17 protein-coding genes are annotated in these 20,104 nt (G+C 64.6%); 11 read left to right on the top strand and 6 right to left on the bottom strand.

Annotated features, from left to right (window positions below; all coding sequences use genetic code 11):
* Positions 1–179 precede the first annotated feature (179 nt).
* Positions 180–1,586, bottom strand: coding sequence for a heavy metal sensor histidine kinase (locus AC1DIO_RS28740; protein WP_441506935.1), 1,407 nt, complete (start codon positions 1,584–1,586; stop codon positions 180–182).
* Positions 1,587–1,602: 16 nt separating this feature from the next.
* Positions 1,603–2,268, bottom strand: coding sequence for a heavy metal response regulator transcription factor (locus AC1DIO_RS28735; RefSeq protein WP_441492874.1), 666 nt, complete (start codon positions 2,266–2,268; stop codon positions 1,603–1,605).
* A gap of 563 nt (positions 2,269–2,831) precedes the next feature.
* On the opposite strand from AC1DIO_RS28735, the gene AC1DIO_RS28730 reads away from it, so the two are divergent.
* Complete coding sequence (locus AC1DIO_RS28730) at positions 2,832–3,509, top strand: LuxR C-terminal-related transcriptional regulator (RefSeq protein ID WP_441506934.1); 678 nt, start codon at positions 2,832–2,834, stop codon at positions 3,507–3,509.
* Positions 3,510–3,734: 225 nt separating this feature from the next.
* A complete protein-coding gene (locus AC1DIO_RS28725) occupies positions 3,735–4,211 on the top strand; it encodes a class I SAM-dependent methyltransferase (protein WP_476854440.1) in 477 nt (158 codons plus the stop codon).
* Between the two features lie 15 nt (positions 4,212–4,226).
* Here the strand turns inward: AC1DIO_RS28725 and AC1DIO_RS28720 are convergent, their stop codons facing one another.
* Complete coding sequence (locus AC1DIO_RS28720; RefSeq protein ID WP_476854439.1) at positions 4,227–4,601, bottom strand: GNAT family N-acetyltransferase; 375 nt, start codon at positions 4,599–4,601, stop codon at positions 4,227–4,229.
* Between the two features lie 588 nt (positions 4,602–5,189).
* On the opposite strand from AC1DIO_RS28720, the gene AC1DIO_RS28715 reads away from it, so the two are divergent.
* The 8 genes from AC1DIO_RS28715 to AC1DIO_RS28680 all read left to right on the top strand — a co-directional run bounded on the left by AC1DIO_RS28715 (position 5,190) and on the right by AC1DIO_RS28680 (position 13,503).
* Entirely contained in the window at positions 5,190–6,107 is a 918-nt protein-coding gene (locus AC1DIO_RS28715) for an MBL fold metallo-hydrolase (protein ID WP_441506931.1), read from the top strand.
* Positions 6,108–6,254: 147 nt separating this feature from the next.
* Positions 6,255–7,007, top strand: coding sequence for an SDR family oxidoreductase (locus AC1DIO_RS28710; protein ID WP_476832872.1), 753 nt, complete (start codon positions 6,255–6,257; stop codon positions 7,005–7,007).
* 62 nt (positions 7,008–7,069) lie between these two features.
* Complete coding sequence (locus AC1DIO_RS28705) at positions 7,070–7,495, top strand: cupin domain-containing protein (protein ID WP_441506929.1); 426 nt, start codon at positions 7,070–7,072, stop codon at positions 7,493–7,495.
* A gap of 112 nt (positions 7,496–7,607) precedes the next feature.
* Positions 7,608–8,555 carry a mechanosensitive ion channel family protein gene (locus AC1DIO_RS28700; RefSeq protein ID WP_441492881.1) on the top strand — a complete coding sequence of 316 codons (948 nt, stop codon included), beginning with the start codon at positions 7,608–7,610 and terminating at the stop codon, positions 8,553–8,555.
* Positions 8,556–8,866: 311 nt separating this feature from the next.
* Positions 8,867–11,797 (top strand): PAS domain-containing protein, encoded by a 2,931-nt coding sequence (locus tag AC1DIO_RS28695; RefSeq protein WP_476854438.1) that lies wholly within the window; start codon positions 8,867–8,869, stop codon positions 11,795–11,797.
* Positions 11,787–12,428, top strand: coding sequence for a response regulator transcription factor (locus AC1DIO_RS28690; protein WP_476854437.1), 642 nt, complete (start codon positions 11,787–11,789; stop codon positions 12,426–12,428). The genes AC1DIO_RS28695 and AC1DIO_RS28690 overlap by 11 nt, the downstream gene beginning before the upstream one ends.
* A 2-nt stretch (positions 12,429–12,430) precedes the next feature.
* The gene (locus AC1DIO_RS28685) at positions 12,431–12,793 is read left to right on the top strand and encodes a response regulator (protein ID WP_069881415.1); all 363 of its coding nucleotides are present in this window, start codon (positions 12,431–12,433) and stop codon (positions 12,791–12,793) included.
* A gap of 17 nt (positions 12,794–12,810) precedes the next feature.
* Entirely contained in the window at positions 12,811–13,503 is a 693-nt protein-coding gene (locus AC1DIO_RS28680) for a response regulator transcription factor (protein ID WP_441506926.1), read from the top strand.
* A 143-nt stretch (positions 13,504–13,646) separates the two neighbouring features.
* Here the strand turns inward: AC1DIO_RS28680 and AC1DIO_RS28675 are convergent, their stop codons facing one another.
* On the bottom strand, positions 13,647–14,384 hold the full coding sequence (locus AC1DIO_RS28675) for an SDR family NAD(P)-dependent oxidoreductase (RefSeq protein ID WP_476832870.1): 738 nt from the start codon (positions 14,382–14,384) through the stop codon (positions 13,647–13,649).
* Positions 14,385–14,811: 427 nt separating this feature from the next.
* On the opposite strand from AC1DIO_RS28675, the gene AC1DIO_RS28670 reads away from it, so the two are divergent.
* Complete coding sequence (locus tag AC1DIO_RS28670; RefSeq protein ID WP_476777185.1) at positions 14,812–15,642, top strand: alpha/beta fold hydrolase; 831 nt, start codon at positions 14,812–14,814, stop codon at positions 15,640–15,642.
* Positions 15,643–15,742: 100 nt separating this feature from the next.
* On the opposite strand, the gene AC1DIO_RS28665 is transcribed toward AC1DIO_RS28670, so the two are convergent.
* Positions 15,743–18,946, bottom strand: a complete 3,204-nt coding sequence (locus AC1DIO_RS28665) for a multidrug efflux RND transporter permease subunit (RefSeq protein WP_476854436.1) — start codon at positions 18,944–18,946, stop codon at positions 15,743–15,745.
* A gap of 8 nt (positions 18,947–18,954) precedes the next feature.
* Complete coding sequence (locus AC1DIO_RS28660) at positions 18,955–20,067, bottom strand: efflux RND transporter periplasmic adaptor subunit (RefSeq protein WP_476854441.1); 1,113 nt, start codon at positions 20,065–20,067, stop codon at positions 18,955–18,957.
* Positions 20,068–20,104: the final 37 nt, after the last annotated feature.

Genomic DNA, 20,104 nt, shown 5'->3' with positions numbered 1-20,104 from the left:
CTCGTCGCCGCCCTCGGCGACCGCAAGCTCCAGCCCGGAATGCCGGTCGAGGTCTTCATCACCACCGAGGAACGCACCGCGCTCTCGTTCCTGACGAAACCCTTCGCAGACCACGCCAACAGGATCTTCAAGGAGAGGTGAGGCGACCGGGACACGTCTCCGCTCAAGCGCCGCGATCACTAGCCATGCGCGCGCATCGAGGCCGGAAACGTCATGCTGAAACGCGTGCCGGCGCCTTTGGTACTGACGACCGCAATCAGGCCGTGATGCATGGCCACGATGCTTTTCGTGATCGACAGTCCAAGGCCGAGCCGTCGCTCGGAGCTCGATCGGGAGCGGTCGCCGCGGAAGAAGCGATCGAAGACGTAGGGCAGGTCCTCAGCCTCGATGCCGTCGCCGCCATCGGCGACAGCGACGACCACGCTGTCGCCGTCGCGATGGGCTGTGATGTCGATGAACTGGCCAGGTGGCGTATGCGACAGGGCGTTGCTCAAGAGATTGCTCAAGGCTCGCCTGAGCAGCATGGCGTGGCCCACGATCACGAGCTCGGGATCGGTTCTGATCTGGAGCTCGATGCCCTTCTCCTGGGCCAGCGCCGAATAGAACTCGTGCACGTTTGCGATTTCTTCGGCGAGGCGCACGGGCTCCATCTGAAGCTGGACCTCGTCGCTGTCCGCCCTGGCCAGAAAGAGAAGATTGTCGACGATCTGCGCCATCGTCTGCATGTCGTCTCGCGTGTTCTCCAGAACGTCGCGATAGGAGGCCTCGTCGCGCGATTTCGAGAGCGCCACCTCGACATTCAGCAGCATGCGATTGATGGGGCTGCGCAGTTCATGGGCGACGTTGTCGGCATATTGCCGGAGACGCGAATAGGCGCCCTCGAGCCGGTCGAGCATATGGTTGAATTCCAGGCCGAGATGGGCCAACTCCGTCGGCAGGCCGGCCGTGACGAGGCGCTCATTCGCCGTCGCGCGCTCGATGCTCGCGGTTGCGTGGATCACGCGCCGCAGCGGCGAGAGCTGTCGCCGGATGATGAACCAGCCCACCAGGGCGCATAATGCGCCGGACAGCAGGATCACCGTAACGAGCACGTCCCTGAAGCGGTCGATCGCCATGTCATCGAGTGTCGTATCCATGGCGACCTGGACGACGGTGTCCTTTGGCCAGCCTTCCGCCTGCAGCGGCACAAGCGCGCTGTGCGCCCGAAACCTGAAGCCGTTTTCAGTAATGGTTTCATAATGGGGCGTTGCACTGGGGGCTGGCGTCTGGAAGCGCGTGGCCGGTAGCCGCTTGTCCATGTCCGGTGTCGTCAGCACCAGGTCCGGAAGATTCGTCAACACACGGATCAGAACCTGGCGGGGCCCATCGGCTGCCTCGCTCAGCTCGTGCGCGATCATGGCGGTGTCGGGCTTGGACGTCTGCAGGAGAGACCGTATTTCGATGAGGTGCTGCTCGAGAACCTGATCCTCCGTCCACTGCACGGTCGCGCGGACGGCATCGTACAGGACGAAGGCGGCCACCAGGACCAAAGTGAAGGCCGAGGCGCAGAACCAGGCCGTCAGGCGGCCTGCGATCGATGCCGGCACGCAGCGGCTCAGCAGGCTACTGGATGACATAGCCGCGCCCGCGGATGGTGTGGATCAGCTTGCGGGGAAAGGGGTCGTCGATCTTCTGTCGCAGGCGGCGGATGTTGACGTCCACGACATTGCTGTCGCAGTCGAACATCATGTCCCAGACCTTGTCGGCAATGAAGGTTCGAGACAGCACATCGCCGCGATGGCGCAGGAGCAGTTCGAGCAGCAGGATTTCCTTGGGCGAAACCGGGATCGGCGTGCCGCCGCGAGTGACCTTGTGGCGCTGGGGATCGACCTTCAGATCATCGAATTGCAGGATCTCGGCAGGAACGGAACTGGCCCGGCGCAAGACGGTCCGGACGCGTGCAAGGAGTTCCGCGAAGGCGAATGGCTTTGTCAGGTAATCGTCAGCGCCCAGAGTCAGACCCTTGACGCGCTTCTCGATCGCATCCTGCGCCGTCAGCATCAGGATCGGCATTCGCTGGTCGGCCTGCTTCAACACCTGCAGCACCTGCCAGCCATCCATGCCGGGCAGGTTCACGTCGAGGATGACGATATCGTAGCGTCCACCCGGGGCTTCCGTGACGGCGTCCAGGCCGTCATGCACCATGTCGGCGACAAAGCCTTCCTCGATGAAKGCCTTGCGCAGGATCGCCGCGGTGCGGACGTCATCTTCGACGATCAGGAGTTTCAACTGTGCGCAGCCCTCCTGTGCACTCCTGAAGGCTGGCGAAGACGCTGCCGCGGCCCATTGCGAAATGCTCCGCCACTGTAGCACAAAATGAACCGCGCGCTTTACGAACTTTGGGAGTGGTTAGTCTCGTCGTTCGCCTGCGAAAACCATGCGCTTGCCTCAGGGCCGCACTGCGCGGCTTGAAAGCGCAGTTCTGGGGCAGAATAAAGCCTCCTCTTCGGTCCTCGCGAAAATGACAGTTCTGTTAACTGGGCGTCATCGATGCGTCATTTCGCGTTCGCTAGCCTGCAATTCATAGCCAGGTGCCTGTGTCGCGTGCGTACTGAAGTCATTCTGATCAAGCCGCAGTTTGTATTCTAGCGGCGTTCGCCGGCAATCAGAACTTCAGCCACACTCTGACCAAAAGCATTTTCACGCTTGAGGAGGTATTCCTTGGAATTTTGGTATATATGGCAATCTTGCGAGATGAATTTATAAGTAAAATTCGCTATATTATGATATTAAAATGAAATTGCACATCAGTAATAGACAATATTGCTTCGGGGTAATAAATCTATGGGGGCATGGTCATGGCGGACCGATCGATCGCTATAGTCGATGATCACCCGATGTTGATGGAGGGGATCGCTGCGTTTCTGAAGCAACGGGGCGGTTTCGCGCTCGCCGCGACCGGGAATGCTGCGGACGATATCGTCTCTATCACCTGCACCCATCAGCCCGATGATATGATCGTCGATCTGGGCATGGCAGGGGATGTTTTCAAGGCGATTGCGGAGGCATCCAGGATCTCCCCCAAGACGAAGATCATCGTGTTCACGGCCTCGGCCAGCACGGATGATGCGATCGGGGCCCTTGATGCCGGGGCGAAGGGCTATGTCCTGAAAGGCGGCCCGGGAGACGACCTCATTCAGGCCCTTCAATGCGCGCAGCGGAACGATGTCTATGTCAGTCCCTCGTTCGCGACCAAGCTGATCTGCGCCTTGAAGGACAAGGCGCTCGAACGACAGAAGCCGGCCTGCAACAGGCTCAGCGTCCGCGAGGAGCAGATCGTCAGGCTCCTGCTTTGCGGGATGATGAACAGCGAGATCGCGCGCGAGCTTTCGCTCAGCAACAAGACCGTAAAGAGCCACATGACCACGCTGATGGCCAAGCTGAACGCCCATAATCGCCTGGAGGCGCTCATCGCCGCGCAGAAGCTGGTTGCTGCGTCGAGCATCCCGGCCAGCCGATTCCGCCTGTGAAGGACGTCGGGTCCGACCGGCTTTACCAAGGCTGACCGGGTTGGGGCGTCGCGGAAACCCATACCTACCCATCGGTGGCCGATGTGAAGCCTGATGCCCTGCTGCCGATCCGAGGCGGCAGCGCATGGCGCAGGGCGGAGCGACGATTTCGGATCGGAATTCTGGCGACGCGGTTCGACCTGATCCCCGATCTGCCAGGGGCGGGCAATCACAGGCTGGCGCCTGATGAGACGTCAGCTTGCGAACCGGAATCGAAGAGGCAGGATCGCCCGTTGCGGGCCTGGCTCGTCGCCTTCATCATGCGCTCCGACAACGGGAGCAGCACTGAACATGGTCGATCGAGCGCTCTACGATGATCCTCTGGTCAGCGTTGCCTATGGCAAACTGCGATCCCGACCAGGGMGTCCCAATGAGGTTATCGAGCAGCCCGCGCTCCTATCGCTGATGCCTCCGCTTCAAGGAAAGGATGTCGTTGACCTGGGTTGCGGTACCGGCGGCTTGGCACGATTGGCTCTCGAACAAGACGTGCGTTCGGTGAAGGCCTTCGACGCTTCGGAGCAGATGATCCGAGAGGCGATCAAGCTCGGTGGCGACGCTCGTGCGTATTATGAGATACGCCGGATCGAGGATGTCGAGCTTCCCGATCGCAGCGCTGATGTCGTCGTTAGCGGACTTGCTCTGCACTACATCCATGATTCGTGACACTGTCGAGACGTGTCAGAGGGTGGTTGAGAGAAGGACGGGCAGGGCAAGCGCGTCCGCGAGCGCAAGGCAATGACGCAGAATGGCCGTGCCCGAGCCCTGTCCGTGGAGGGCCGGCAGGAGATAGAATTCGCCGAACCGGACATGGTCCGGCATCACCATCAGGGATAGCGTCCCGATCGACTGGCCGGCGCGCGTGATCAGGAAGAACGGCTTGTCCTCGACGCGGCGCTGGTGAAGGCCCCGTTGGAATGCCTCGTCCCAGGGCCAGCGGCGACGGATATGAGGCCCCATCGCTTCGCGCTTGGCCTCGAAGGCGAAGTCGCTGGCCTCCTGGGTCCGGGGCAGGCGCGGAAAGGCGTAGTCAGGCGGAAGATCGGGCAGGTCCATGAGGCTGAAGCCTAGCGCTATTTCAGGGTTGTCTGGAGTGGGTGATCCTGCCTTTTGCCGGGCGTCAGGGAGATCCATACTGACGCGTTGGTGGCCGATGTGAAGCCCGACGCCGTGTTGCCGATCCGAGGCGGCAGCGCATGATGCAGGGGTGAGCKACGGTTTCAGATCGGAATTCTGCCGCGAAGCTTTGCCTGAGGACGCTGCTCATCTGATCCTGGCGTAACTGAAACAGTCCCGTGGCTCGTCGCTGATGTTCGGATGAACGGTCCAAAGTCGGAGAAGGGCTTCGCGCTTGAGCCCTGCCTTCTCCATCACCCGGGCCGAGCCAAGGTTGGCGGCGCGCTCCCGGAAGCCAGGGGTCGACGCCGCGTCTAACGCTCCGGCTTGCGTTCCGGCGATCGCCATTCGCGACCGATGGTCCGCCGCCGTGTCGCAGAATTCGCCCAGTATTCGACACCCCGTCAGCTGGTGCGGACCTATAACATGGTATGGTTCACCCTATCCTCAGACCCAATCGACCGCTTGGACAGCTCAACCTAGCGTCGTCGATACCGTGAATGGAACGGTGGTCAGTAGGAGACAGACATGAGCCTGGACATCGCCTCACGCCCCGCCAAGCCGGGGCCCGAAGAGTTGGTGCCGTCGCGCTACGCCGTACGGATCGGCGAGATTGACGTGCTGGTGGTCAGCGACGGGGTGCTGCCGCTTCCCACCAAGATGCTGGGACACAACGCCGAGCCGGCCGCGCGGGCAGCCTGGCTGAACGACATGTTCCTGCCGCCCGACGCTTTCGACTGGTCGCTGAACGTGGTCGTGGTCCGCAGTGGCAGCCAGACTATCCTCATCGACGCCGGGCTGGGCCTGGACCCGAACCTGAACCTGCCGCGGGCCGGGCAGCTGGTCAGGCGACTGGAGGCGGCCGGCATCGATCTCGCGTCGGTCACCGACGTGGTGCTGACCCATATGCACATGGACCATATCGGCGGGCTCCTCGTCGACGGGGTGAAGGACCGGCTGCGTCCGGACCTGCGGATCCATGTGGCGGCCGCCGAGGTGAAGTTTTGGGAGGCGCCCGACTTCACACACGTCAACATGCCGGCGGGTTTCCCGGATGCGCTTCGGTCGGCCGCCAAGCGGTTCGCGGAAGATTACCGTGAGCAGTTGCGGCCGTTCGATGAGAAGCACGAGGTGGCGCCAGGCGTAGTCGTCCATCGCACCGGCGGCCACACGCCCGGGCACAGCGTCGTCCGCCTGGCATCCGGCGCAGATCGCCTGACATTCGCCGGAGATGCCGTTTTCGCGGTCGGGTTCGACCACCCCGACTGGCACAACGGTTTCGAACACGACCCCGAGGAGGCGGCCCGCGTTCGTGTCCGCCTTTTGACGGAGCTCGCCGCGACCGGCGAGCAGCTGGTGGCCACTCACCTGCCGTTCCCCTCTGTCGGCCGCGTGGCGGTCGAGGGCGATGCCTTCCGCTTCGTCCCGGTCTTCTGGGACTACTGACCACCTTTTGGGGTGGGGCCGAACCAGGGTGTGCAGCCTTCAAGCCCATGCCCGGTTTGGCCGACGAGCCCGGCCTCGATGAGGCCGTTCGCACTCAGGGTCTATCGAACGGCGTGCCGCATGGACGGCCGCGAAAGGAGACATCTCATGAAAATCATCATTATCGGTGGCACCGGACTGATCGGATCGAAGACCGCGGAGCGCCTGCGCAAGCAGGGGCATGAGGTCATTGCGGCTGCCCCCAATACCGGCGTCAATACGATCACCGGGGAAGGTCTGGCAGAGGCCCTCAAGGCGGCCGAGGTCGTGATCGACCTCGCGAACTCACCGTCCTTCGAGGACAAGGCCGTGCTCGAATTCTTCCAGGTTTCGGGCCGGAACCTGATGGCTGCGGCAAGGCAAGCCGGCGTGAAGCACCATGTCGCGCTTTCCATCGTCGGCGCCGACCGGCTGCCCGATAGCGGCTATCTCCGCGCCAAGGTCGCGCAGGAAAAGATCGTCAGGGAATCCGGCATTCCCTACACGATCCTGCGGTCCACGCAGTTCCTGGAATTCCTCGGCGGCATCGCCCAGGCCGGCACGGTCGGCGACACGACCCGTCTGTCGACGGGCAATCTGCAGCCGATCGCGTCCGACGATGTCGCCGATTTCGTGGCGGAGGCCGCTCTGGCCGCCCCAGCCAATGGCATCATCGAAATCGCCGGCCCGGAGCGCGCGCGGCTTTGCGATTTCGTCGCGCGCTACCTCAAGGCGATCGGAGACAGCCGCGCCGTCGTTGCAGATCCGGAAGCCCAGTATTTCGGGACCAGATTGGAGGACGGCTCACTCGTCTCCGACGATAAGCCCCGCCTCGGCCGCATCGAGTTCGATCGCTGGTTCGCGACAGCGCCGCGAAAGTAACCACCTGTGCATGGGCCGCATCTGAGACGGCCCGGTGCCTGAACCATGAAAGGACTCTGGATATGATCAAGCTGTTAGGGTCTGCGGTCGTGTTGACGGCCCTCCTGTCGGGGCCGGCCCTTGCGCATGACACGCCCGGTGGCGGAAAGGGCGCAAAGGTCACGTTGGTCTATGACCACGTCCTGCCGAACGTGCCCGGCAAGAGCATGAGGGGCGTTCTCGTGGAATACGCTCCGGGCGGCTTTTCGGAGGGCCACACCCATCCGACCTCCGCCTTCATCTACGCGACCGTCCTCGAAGGGGTGATCCGCAGTCAGGTCAATGATGGCCCCGTCAAAGACTATCGGGCCGGCGAAAGCTTTTCGGAGCTGCCGGGAGACCGCCACGGCGTCAGCGAGAATGCCAGCAAGACGCAACCCGCAAAGCTCCTCGCGGTCTTCGTGGTCGATACCGCCCAGCAGGAGCTGACATTCCCGCTCAAGAAATAGAGGGACAGGCCAGGTGGACGATCCGGTTTCCCGATCCGGTTGCACGATCCGGGCGCCCGATCCGGTGCCTGGCCGTCCTTCGACATGACCAACCGCTATCGGTGAATCCCCCATGTTCGGTGATGACCACTTCCTGTCGCTTGTCCTGATCAACGTGCTCGGTGCTGCCGGCATCGTCGTGTGGCACGTTCAGGGCTGCAACCGACCGACCGGTCGCCTGATCGTCCAGATCCTGTTCTTCACCGGCATGAGCCTGATGCTCGGCATTGGAGGCATCGCTCCACATCAGCCCGATCGCATCTACACCGAGGGTTTTGCCGCGTTGCTCGCCAAATCGGCGCTGATCCTCTGGTGGACCCATCTCGCTTGGACGATCATCGGCTTCATCCACATCTATGTCAGGCTCAATCGCAAGCCGCGGGAAGCCCACCTCATCTTGGACATGGCCATTGCCGTCATCTATCTCGGCGTGGCGCTGTCGGTCATGGGTTTCGTCTTCGGCATGCCGATCGCCACCCTGGCGACAACCTCGGGTGTCGTCGCCGTCATCCTGGGCCTGGCGTTGCAGAACACGCTCGGGGATGTCTTTTCCGGCATCGCCCTGACGCTCGGCAAGGCCTATGCGATCGGCGACTGGGTCCAGTTGAGCGACGGCACTGCGGGCCGTGTCACCGAAACCAACTGGCGCTCCACCAACCTGCTGACCGGGGTGAACAATGTCGTCGTGCTGCCGAACAGCGTGCTCGCCAAACAGAGCCTGACCAGCTTGAGCCGCCCTGACGAGTCGCATCTCATCACCTTGAGCCTGCGCTTTGCCGCGGGGCAAAGGCCACGCGTCGTCGAGGACGTCATGCGCTCCGTGCTCGAAACCAGCACCCGGATCGTCAAGGACCCGGCGCCGGCCGTTGTCCTGAAGGCCATCGATGCGGCTGCAATCGAGGTGGAGTTGCAGTTCCGTGTCGCGAGCCTCGCCATGGGGATATCCGCCAGGAACGAGATCATCGACCTGATCCATGACCAATGCGGTGCAAGCGGTCTTTCGCTGGCCATGCCCGCCTAGGCCACAACGGGCCCAGGCGGAAAGCGGCGGCGGGTATCCTGCGCCGGGTGCTGGCGCGCGCTCATCCCCGCCCGGTCCCGGACCCCTGCCTGGACCGGCACGCCCCGGTGGCGTTGCAACGGCAGGAGAGGCGGCTACCCGCTGCGACCGGCCGCTTGCACGGCGACGTGCAAGTCATGGATTTCCATAAGTGCGGCGCAGCCGTCCCAGCGTTAGGTTTCGCTGAGTTTGCCAGCCGTGTCTTCGAGGACTGGTGCTAGTGAAGCTGTGACGGTTTCCAGGCATTCCGTCTCCGGAGGGAGCAGCCGACCATGATCGCAGCGCTTCATCGAACGCCGTCGGCCCTGATCGTCGGGACGCTGGCTCTGGGTCTGTTAGCATGCTGGCTGACCGGCACTCCTTTCGGCCTCCTGGCTCCGCTCGGTGCAGTCTTTCTCCATGCGCGCGGCTATCTGCTTGTGGCGCTCTGGGCCGCGCTGCTCACCGCCTTTGCCGGTGCGACCGTCGCCGCCCTGCTATACCCGGGCGCCATACGGGAGGCCGCGCTGTCGCTCGGGGCATTCCTMCTGGTTGCCGCTTGCATCGCCGCCCTCGTCTTCCCCGAGCCCACCAGCCGCAGCGCTCGGATCGGGACAGCACCGCGGCAGGCGCCTGGCCGTCCGGACGGGATCGGAACCGCTCCGGGCGAGGCGATCGAGAGCGCCGTCCACCCGGAGGACAGGGCTGCGATCGCACAGGCGGCGGCCTACGCATTCTGGACCGGCGTGCCCCAGGTGACGAGCTATCGGCTGCGCCAGCTGGACGGCAGCTATCGCTGGACTGAGCTCCGTGCCGAGCCGGGCTATGGCGTCAGCGTGAATGTCGACGCCATGGTCTCCAGGCCGGGCGACCGCTGGACCATCGCGCAATCMCTCGGCGAGACCGTGGACGCGGTCAGCGCAGCCAAGGTGATCGAGAGCCTGCACGGCAAGGCCTGGGCTTTCGACGCGATGGGCAAGTTCACCTATGTGACCCCCGCCGCCCAGATCGCCATCGACATGGCCCTGGAGGATCTCAACCGCCGCCTCGGCGAGCGCGAATTCATCGATGGCGGCGAGGCTGGCTGGATGCGCGGTGTCCATCCCGAGGATGTCGACAGGGCCGCCTCGACCCTGCGCCATTGTCTGAAGACGGGAGAGCCGTGGAACATCGAGTACCGGATGCTGCGCGCGACCGGACATTATGTCTGGCACCGCATCTCGGCGCGGCCGACGCGGGATGGCGAGGGGCGCATCACGGGCTGGTTCGGCACCTCGATCGACATCGACGTCTACAAGAAGACCGAGGCCGCCCTGCGCGAGAGGGAGCAGCATCTCGCGCAGTTGATCGACACGGTCCCGGCCATGATCTGGAGCATGACGGCGGAAGGCCGKCCCGCCTATCTCAACAAGCGGATGATGGAGGTGACTGGCGCCACGCTCGAGACGGTCACGGCGCCGGATGGGGCCCTCTCGTTGAGGAAGATGATCCACCCCAATTTTCTGGAACTGGCAGAACAGACCTTCATCAAATCCGTCACGACGGCGACGCCCTACAATATCAAATACCTTCAGCATCGAGCCGACGGCAGCTATCGATGGACTGAAACGCGTGCGGAAGCCCTGCGTGACGACGCAGGCAAGATCGTCCGCTGGTACGGCGTATCCGTCGATATCCATGACCTGATCACCACGCAGACGGAGCTGCACCTCCGGAAGCAGGAACTGACGCGGCTGGTCGATCTGGTGCCGAGCTTCCTCTGGCGGTTGACGCCCGCCGGGGAGCCGAATTTCTTCAACCGCCGCTTCCTCGATTTCCTGGGTCTTGACGAAGGCGGTCTTGAACCGCCCCAGACGGAGCCTTACGCGGCAGCCCTGAAGGCCGCCATCCATCACGACGACGCCGAGCGTCTATGGGCCGAACTGAAGCAATGCCTGCTCTGCGGCCAACCTTTCTCGATGCGCTACCGCCTGCGCCGCCATGACGGCGTCTATCGCTGGATGGACGGACGCGCGGAGCCGCTGTGCGATGAAGGCGGCAGCATCATCCAGTGGCACGGCCTGTCCCACGACATCGACGATCAGCTTCGGGTGGAGGAGGCGCTCAGGGAGAGCGAACGTTCGCTGCGTCAGTTGGTCGAGACGCTGCCGGCCCTCATCTACTGCGCCGCACCGAACGGCGAGCCGATCTATCGAAGCGAGAAGCTGCGCGAGTTTCTCGGCTTCGGGCTCGGGGACAAGGATGAGGAGGGCAAGACACGACTGGCCGGTACCCTGGAGACGATCATCCATCCCGACGACCTCCCCGACGTCAAAGAGAAATATGGGTTCTCGCTGGCGACGGGCTCCTCCTATGCGATGAAACACCGCCTCCGCCGGGCTGATGGCGCGTATCGCTGGGTCGAGACGCGAACCGCGGCGATGCGAAATGTCGAGGGGGAGATCGTCCAGTGGAACKGCATCTGCTTCGAGATCGAAGATCAGGTGCGCGCACAGGAAGCGCTGACATTCACGCAGGAACGCCTGGCGCGCGCAGCCCAGGCCGCAAGCCTTGCGGAGCTCTCCGCCTCGATTGCCCATGAGGTCAACCAGCCGCTCGCCGCCGTGGTCGCCAATTCCCATGCCTGCCAGCGCTGGCTCACCTCGGACCCGCCCAATCTGGAGCGGGCGCAGAAGACCGTCGAGCGCATCATCCGCGATGCGAATTCCGCGTCCGACGTCGTCGGTCGGGTCCGCGCCCTGTTCAGGCAGACGGGCGAGGCGCGAAACCCCTGCCAGCTCGGCACCATTCTCGAAGAGGCCCGGGGTTTGATGACGGAAGAGGCGGCCCGGCGCCGCATCCGCATCGAGATCGACGTCGAGGCCGGGCTTCCGCCGCTGGACCTGGACCGGGTCCAGATCCAGCAGGTTCTCGTCAACCTGATCCGCAACGGCCTGGAGGCGATGGAGCCAGCGCAGCGCGGGGTGCTTCGCATCCGCTGCCTGCGCGCCGACGATCTCATCCGCACCGAAGTCCGGGACACGGGCGAGGGCATCGGAGCGCCTGAAAAGGTGTTCGAGCCGTTCTTCTCAACGAAACCCAATGGAATGGGCATGGGCTTGGCCATCTCTAGAACAATCATCGAAACCCATGGCGGACGTCTCTGGGCCGAGAACAATCAGCCCGGCGGGGCGACGTTCATCTTCACGCTGCCCGTTGAAACGAAGGCGGATCATGACCGCTGACGATATAATCGTGTTCATCGTCGACGACGACGCCGCTCTCCGGGAGGCGCTGGGCGAGCTGCTGGCGGCAAACGGCGTCCCGTCCATCCCGTTCGAGACGGCTGGCGACTATATCGGTGCGGACAAGCCTGATCTCCCGGCCTGCCTGATCCTCGACGTCGAGCTTCCCGATATCAACGGGCTCGCGCTGCAAAGGCAGATCGCACAGGGAAATCATCCGCCGATCGTGTTCATCACGGGGCATGGCGACATTCCGTCCTCGGTCGCCGCCATCAAGCATGGCGCCGTCGATTTCCTGACCAAGCCCTTCAGCGATGTGGCGCTCATGAGCGCGATCCGCGCGGCGATCGCGCAGGATCTGGAAACCAGGGCGAAGCGCGGCGAACTCGCACTGCTGAGGCAGCGCTATCGCGAGCTCTCCCCTCGGGAGCGCGAAGTCCTGCCTCTCGTGGTGAGCGGGCTCCTCAACAAGCAGGCGGCGGCCGCGCTCGGCATCAGCGAAGTCACCCTTCAGATCCACAGAAGGAACGTCATGCAGAAAATGTCGGCGTCATCGCTCGCCGACCTGGTGCGAATTGCGKAGCGGTTGGAAATCCCGATCCAGCATTCGCGCCGGATGGGAGGAGCCTGAGCGTGAGCAAGCAGAGACATGTCGTGGCCGTGGTCGATGACGATCCGAGATTGCTCGAGTCGCTCGAGGACCTGCTCGAGTCGGCCGGCTATGCGGTTCGCAGCTTCCCCTCCGCGGCAGGGCTGATCGGGGCGGGCCTCTCCGGGTTGGATCTCCTCATCACGGATATCGGAATGCCGGGGATGGACGGCTTCGAGCTGCGTGACCTCGTAAACCGGGAACGCCCGAACCTGCCGGTCTTTCTCATCACCGGGCGCCACGAGATTGCCGGGCAGATCAGGGCGCGCGCCGTGGAGAGCTTCTTCTGCAAGCCCTTCGACGGCCAGGCCCTGCTCACGGCGATCGCCAGAGCCTTGCGTCAATAGAGAGGTGGAAGGTGGACATGATCGTTGACCGCTCGCTTGCCCGAAATTCCGTGCCGCGCTCGGCCCAGCGCCAGGCCGAGGCGGAGCAGCCCCTCGTCATCATCGTCGATGACGACGCTTCGGTGCGAGAAGCGTTGTCCGAGCTGATGCTGTCGGCCGGCTTCCAGGCGGTGTCGTTTGGATCGACACAGGCCTTGCTGGAGACCGGCGCACTCGACAAGCCGGGGTGCCTGATCCTCGACGTGCGCATGCCCGGCTCCAGCGGGCTCGACCTCCAGCGCCAGCTGACAGCGAATGGACATCCCAAGCCGATCATCTTCCTGACCGCGCATGGCGACATCCCCATGACCGTTCAGGCCATGAAGGCCGGCGCGGTCGACTTCCTGACGAAGCCKGTCCGCGACCAGACGCTACTGGACGCCGTCAGCGCCGCGATTGCGCTGGATGCGGCGCGACGGGCGGAAGCGGCGAGGGTCAAGGGCCATGCCGAGCGCCTGCGGACCCTGACGCCGCGGGAGCGCGAGATCATTCAGGAGGTCGCGCGCGGCCGTCTCAACAAGCAGATCGCCTTCGACCTCGGCATCAGCGAGGTAACGGTCAAGCTGCACAGGGGCAACCTGATGCGGAAGATGGAGGTCGCCTCCATCGGCGAACTGATCCGGGCCTGGGAGGCCTTGCCCGTCGGACTGCGCGAGGCGCAGGCGGCCTAGGTGACGCGGAGTTGGAGCGCCGCTCCCGGGGGAAAGGCGGGGATGCTCCAGCCTTGACGAAGGCGAGGGCGCGGCAATCCCGCCGCCGCGCCGCGATCCTCGGGATTTTCGGCGCGGGGGAGGGCGTAGGGCCTCTGCGGCGATCAGGTCAGCGAGATGCCGCCATCGACGGCGAGGTTGACGCCCGTGACGAATGCGCCCTCGGCGGAGCAGAGAAAGAGGGCTGCCTGCGCGAGTTCTTCGGCCTTGCCCATCCGGCCGAATGGGATCATCCGTGCGGCCTGCGCTTCGACCTGCGGCTGCGCTTGGGGAGCGACGCCGAGCTTTGCGAGGATCGGTGTGTCGGTCGGGCCGGGGCTGAGCACATTCACGCGGATGCGCCGATCCTTGAACTCCAGCGCCCAGTTGCGGGCGAACGCCTCGATCGCGGCCTTGCTGCCAGCGTAAACCGCGTGGCCCTCCAGCACCTTGCGGCTCGCGACCGAGCTCGTCAGCAGGATCGCGCCGCCATCACGCAGCAAGGGGGCCATCGTCTGCACACCGAAGAAGGTGCCGCGCGCGTTGGTGAAGAATTGCGCGTCATAGTCAGCCATCGTCACGGCGGAACTGGGCTGAATGCGGATGCCGCCCGCATTCGCCACATAGATATCGGCCTTTCCGAACCGCTCCGCGACCAGCGCGGCGACACGCTCATGCGTGACGACATCGGCAAGGCCGATGACCTGACGCCCCAGTGCCGTGACCGCTTCGTTGACTGCGGTTTCGCGCCGTCCGACGATCACGACCTTCGCGCCTTCGGCTGCGAAGAGACGCGCTGTCGCGAAGCCGATGCCGCTATTGCCGCCGGTGATCACGGCGATCTTGCTCGACAGTTTTCCCATGTGGACCTCCATTTGGATGATCCGAAGCTGGGCCGGTCTGCGCTGAAATCAAATCATGCGAAAGGTATTATATCCTATACCTCTGTATAGAGTGGATCGACCTGGGGCGTATTGATCGAAAACGACAATAATTTCAGGATCGAATTGCCTCGAAAACCGCTTGTTGCGTGAGTGTTTCTGCGGTTTCGGGGTCGACGGTTCGGGGCGTCTGCGATGAATTCGTCTTCCTGAAGTCTTCAGGCCGTCGCTGAATATTTTAGCCTTGGAGGCGTCGATGCCGAACAAAGCCTTTTCCTGCCCGCCCGACCTCACTCGGCGGGATCTCCTGCGCGGCACGGCCGGCATGGCGGCGGCCGGAGCGCTTCCGTTCCCTGCTTTCGCACAACCCGCCATCGCGCCCCCTCACAACAGCAGAAGGAGCCAACGCATGAACTACGTGACGACCAAGGATGGCGTCGAGATCTTCTACAAGGACTGGGGCCCGAAATCGGCCCAGCCGCTTGTCTTTCACCATGGCTGGCCGCTCAGTTCGGACGACTGGGACGCCCAGATGCTCTTCTTCCTGGCGCAGGGCTTCCGGGTCGTCGCTCACGACCGGCGTGGACATGGCCGCTCCAGCCAGGTCAGCGAGGGCCATGACATGGACCATTACGCCGCCGACGCCGCGGCCGTCATCGAGCATCTCGACCTGCGCAACGCCGTTCATATCGGCCACTCCACGGGTGGGGGCGAGGCGACGCGCTATGTCGCGCGCCATGGCCGGAGCCGCACCGCAAAGCTCGTCCTCATCGGCGCGGTCCCGCCGATCATGGTCAAGACGGACCGCAATCCCGGCGGCCTGCCGCTCGAGGTCTTCGACGGCTTTCGGCGGAGCCTCGCCGCCAATCGCAGCGCGTTCTACACCGATCTCGCGGCGGGTCCGTTCTACGGCTTCAATCGGGCCGGGGTCGAGGCGGATCCCAGCCTCGTCCAGAACTGGTGGCGCCAGGGCATGATGGGCGCTGCCAAGGCGCAGCATGACGGCATCAAGGCCTTTTCCGAAACCGATTTCACCGAGGACCTCAAGGTGATCGAGGCGCCGGCTCTTGTCATGCATGGCGATGACGATCAGGTCGTCCCGATCGGCGCCAGCGCACCGCTTTCGGCCAAGCTGCTGAAGCGGGCGACGTTGAATATCTACAACAAGTTGCCGCACGGCATGGCGACCACCCACGCCGATATTGTCAACAAGGACATCCTCGCATTCATCCGAGGTTGACGATCGAGGACGAGGCGGCGAACGAAACCGCCTCGTCCTCATTGCAGTCCCCGGGCGTCAGGCGTGGCTCTCCGAAGCCGGGCGCGACCTCGCTCGGAGGTCAGGCAGAGGAACGTGCCGGTGTGACCGCGGCCCCGCCGGCTGGCTCCTGGGACCGGGCCGGCGTCTCTGTTGCGGGAGCCTCTGCGTMGCCGTCCTCCTGCTGGTCGCCMGGCCGCCTGGTCCTGAGCAGCCTGAGCACGAACACGAAGAAGACCGGTACGAAGAATATCGCGAGCACGGTCGCCGAGATCATGCCGCCCAGCACGCCGGTGCCGAGCGCGTTCTGGCTGGCGGCGCTCGGGCCGGTCGCGATCGCCAGCGGCACGACACCGAGGGCGAAGGCAAGCGAGGTCATGATGATCGGCCTGAAGCGCACTTTCGCCGCATCCGCCGCCGAATCCAGCAGCGACCGGCCCTCGGCATAGTAGTCCTTGGCGAACTCGACGATCAGGATCGCGTTCTTGGCGGAGAGGCCGATGATCGCGATCAGCCCGACCTTGAAGTAGATGTCGTTGGGCATCCCCCTCAGCATGACGGCGAGCACGCAACCAATGATGCCCAGCGGCACGACCAGCATCACCGAGAGCGGGATCGACCAGCTTTCGTAGAGACCGGCGAGCAGCAGGAACACGAAGAGGATGCTGAGCGCAAACAGCATGGGCGCTTGCGAGCCGGACTTGATCTCCTCCAGCGATTGCCCGGTCCATTCGAACCCGAACCCGCCCGGCACTTCGGCAACGAGCCGCTCCATCTCGGCGATGGCCGCGCCCGAGGACTGGCCGGGAGCCGGCTCGCCGGTGATCCGGACGGTGGGATAGCCATTATAGCCCACGATCTGCGGAGCGCCCTTCTGCCACTGCGCGATCGCGAAGGACGACAGCGGAACCATCCCGCCTTGCGCGTTGCGAACGTTGAGCTTGAGCAGGTCCTCAGCCTGGAGACGGTCGCGGTCGCGCCCCTGGACGATCACCCGCTGCATGCGTCCGGCGTTGGGGTGGTCATTGACATAGGACGAGCCGAGATTGGCGGTGATCGTGGTGTTGATGTCGGTGAAGGTGACGCCGAACGTGTTGGCCTTCTCGCGGTCGATGACGAGCAGAAGCTGCGCGGCGTCCGGCATGCCCTCGATCCGCAGGCCCGTGACCACGTTGCTCTTGGCGGCGCGGGCCAGCAGGTCCGCGGCCGCTGTGGCGAGCGCCCGCTGGCCGGCGCCGGCGCGGTCCTGGAGGCGGAAGGCAAAGCCGTTCGTCGTGCCAAAACCCTCGATCGGCGGCGGCGACAGGGCAAAGGTCGTCGCGTCCTTCAGGCCAAACAGCTGGGCATTGGCGCGGTCCGCCACGGCCTGGGCCGTGCTGTCGGCGCCACGCTCGCTCCAGTCCTTCAGCGTCACGAAGGCAAGCGCGGCGTTCGCCCCGTTGCCGGAGAAGCTGAAGCCCTGGATCGCCACGACATTTGCGACGGCGGGGTCGGCCTGGAAGATGCCTTCGATCTGCTTGATCGAGGCGAGCGTGCGGTTGGCGCTGGCTTCCGGCGGGCCCTGGATATCGACGATGACATAGCCCTGGTCCTCGTTCGGCACGAAGGCGCTCGGCAGCTTGACGAACAGGTAGCCGAGCCCGACGACCAGCGCGAGATAGACCACCATGACCCGACCGGCCCGCTTCGCCAGGCTAACGACGCTGCGGGAATATCCCGCGGTCACCCGGTCGAAGCAGCGGTCGAACCAGCCGCCGAGCCCCTTCTTCTCGTGATGTCCCTTGGCGATCGGCTTCAGGAACGTCGCGCACAAAGCCGGCGTCAGCGACAAGGCGAGGAAGGCCGAGAACAGGATCGAGACGACCATGGTCAGGCTGAACTGGCGGTAGATGATGCCGGTCGATCCGGGGAAGAAGGCCATCGGGATGAAGACGCTGGCGAGCACGAGCGTGATGCCGAGGATCGCGCCGGTGATCTGGCCCATGGCCTTCTGCGTCGCCGCGCGCGGGGACAGGCCTTCCTCGGCCATGATGCGCTCGACATTCTCGACGACGACGATGGCGTCGTCGACGAGGATACCGATGGCGAGCACCATCGCAAACATCGTCAGCACGTTGATCGAGAACCCGGTCGCGAACATGACCGCGCAGGTGCCCAGCAGCGCGACCGGCACGACCAGTGTCGGGATCACGGTGTAGCGGATGTTCTGAAGGAAGATCAGCATCACGATGAAGACGAGCCCGACTGCTTCCAGCAGCGTGAAGAGCACCTTCTTGATCGAGGCCGAGACGAAGGGACTGGTATCGTAGGGAATCGACTGCTCGACGCCCTTGGGGAAGAACCGCGAAAGCTCGGCGAGCTTGTCGCGGATCGCCTGCGAGGTCGCGACCGCGTTGCCGGTGGACGAGAGCTGGATGCCGACCGCCGCGCTCGGCTTGCCGTTGAGACGGCTGCTGAAATTGTAGTTCTCCGCGCCGAGCTCGATGCGCGCGACGTCGCGCAGCCGAACGGTGCTGCCGTCGGCATTGGCGCGCAGTACGATCTCGCCGAACTCGGCCGTGTTTGCGAGCTGACCCTTGACGAGCACCGTCGCGGTCAGGTCCTGACCGACCGGGTTCGGCGCGGCGCCGATCTGGCCGGCCGCCACCTGGGCGTTCTGCGCGCTGATCGCGGCCGTGATGTCGTCGGCGGTCAGCTTCAGGCCGACCATCTTCACCGGGTCGATCCAGACGCGCATGGCGCGCTGGGCTGCGAAGAGCTGCGCCCGGCCGACACCCTCGATGCGCCGAAGCTCGCCGAGCACATTGCGGTTGAGGTAGTCGCCGAGCGCGACCTCGTCCATTTGTCCGTCCAGCGAGGTCAGCGAGACGATCATCAGGAAGCCCGCGGATGCCTCCTCGACGGAAACGCCCTGCGTGGTGACCGCCCGCGGAAGCCGGGACTCGACCCGCTTGATCGCGTTCTGGACCTTGACCGAAGCCTGATCGATATCGGTGCCGGGCTGGAAGGTCGCGTTGATCGAGACCGAACCGGAGGTATCCGAGGTCGACTCGAAATAGATCAGACCGGCGACGCCGTTCAGCTCCTCCTCGATCAGGCGGGTCACGCCCTGGTAGATCTCCTGGGGCGAGGCGCCGGGATAGGCGGTCGAGATCGTCAGCTGCGGCGGCGCGACCTTGGGGTACTGCGCGATCGGCAGGAAGGGCAGGGCCAGCGCGCCGGCGATGCAGATGAACAGCGCGAAGACCCAGGCGAGGATCGGCCGCCGAATGAAGAACTGTGCCATGTCAGGACCTATCGGCTCTTCGAGCCATCGGCATCGGTCGCAGACGACCAGGGCTCCGGCGCCAGCTTCGCGCCGGGCTGGAGTTTCTGGACGCCGTCGACGGCGACCTTATCGCCGGCCTTGAGGCCGGACAGGACGAGCCAGTCGGAGTCGATCGCCTCCCCGAGCTCGACGTCGCGCGCCTCGGCGGTATTCTCAGGCGTGATCACGTAGACTTGGGCTCGCCCCTCCTGCGTGCGGACGACGGCGCGCTGCGGCACGGTGATCGCGCCCTCCCGGACCGCCTGCTCGAGACGGACGCGGACATACATGCCGGGCAGCAGATCGCCCTTCGCGTTCGGGAACTCGGCACGCAGCGTCACCTGGCCGGTCGTCGCGTCGACGCTGGCACTGGCGAACAGCAGGGAACCGGCCTGCGCATAGGTCGCGCCATCGTCGAATACCAGCTCGACGCGGGCTTTGCCCGGCTCCGGGCTGGCGAGCTTGCCCGCGTCGACCGATCGCTTCAGCGCCAGGAGTTCCTGGGCCGACTGCGTGAAATCCGCGTAGACAGKGTCGATCTGCTGGATCAAGGCCAGGTGTTGGGTGGCGTCGGCGGTGACGAGCGCGCCCTCGGTGACCAGGGCTGCCCCGATGATGCCGGTGATGGGGGCCCGGACCTGGGTGTAATCCAGGTTGATCTTCGCCTCGGCCAGCGCGGCTTCGGCCAGCCCGACATCCGCGTTGGCCTGGGCGAGCGCCAGTTCCGCGTTCTCGAAATTGATCCCGCTCGCCACTTCGCGCTCGCGCAGCGTCTTCTGGCGCGCGAGCTGCTGCTCGGAATTGGCCTTGAGGGCCTTGGCCTTCTGAAGGGCGGCCTGCGCGCTCGCGACCCTGACCTCGAAGAGCTTGGGATCGATCCGGTAGAGCACGTCCCCCTGCCTGACGAGGGTGCCCTGCTGGAAGACGCGCTCCAGCAGAATGCCCGAGACCCGGGCGCGGACCTCGGCGACGCGCGTCGCGGCGATGCGGCCGGGCAGGTCGCGGACGACCGGAACCGCGCGCGGCTCGACCTGAAGGACGGCAACGGCAGGCGGCGGCATCTGGGACGGGTCCTGGGCGTTCGCTGCCGCCACCGTCATGGACAGGATGACCGCGACGGCGCCAAACCGGCGCAAT

It is taken from the genome of Allobosea sp. 05T439 (genome assembly GCF_056396005.1).
The sequence above is the reverse complement of the archived record's forward strand: the minus strand, read 5'-3'. Positions and strand labels throughout refer to the sequence as shown.

Coding starts and splice junctions, on each gene's coding strand:
- AC1DIO_RS28730 (WP_441506934.1), top strand. CDS start 2,832: ATGGTCATGGCGGACCGATCGATCGCTATAGTCGATGATCACCCGATG.
- AC1DIO_RS28705 (WP_441506929.1), top strand. CDS start 7,070: ATGATCAAGCTGTTAGGGTCTGCGGTCGTGTTGACGGCCCTCCTGTCG.
- AC1DIO_RS28700 (WP_441492881.1), top strand. CDS start 7,608: ATGTTCGGTGATGACCACTTCCTGTCGCTTGTCCTGATCAACGTGCTC.
- AC1DIO_RS28710 (WP_476832872.1), top strand. CDS start 6,255: ATGAAAATCATCATTATCGGTGGCACCGGACTGATCGGATCGAAGACC.
- AC1DIO_RS28675 (WP_476832870.1), bottom strand. CDS start 14,384: ATGGGAAAACTGTCGAGCAAGATCGCCGTGATCACCGGCGGCAATAGC.
- AC1DIO_RS28715 (WP_441506931.1), top strand. CDS start 5,190: ATGAGCCTGGACATCGCCTCACGCCCCGCCAAGCCGGGGCCCGAAGAG.
- AC1DIO_RS28720 (WP_476854439.1), bottom strand. CDS start 4,601: ATGGACCTGCCCGATCTTCCGCCTGACTACGCCTTTCCGCGCCTGCCC.
- AC1DIO_RS28670 (WP_476777185.1), top strand. CDS start 14,812: ATGAACTACGTGACGACCAAGGATGGCGTCGAGATCTTCTACAAGGAC.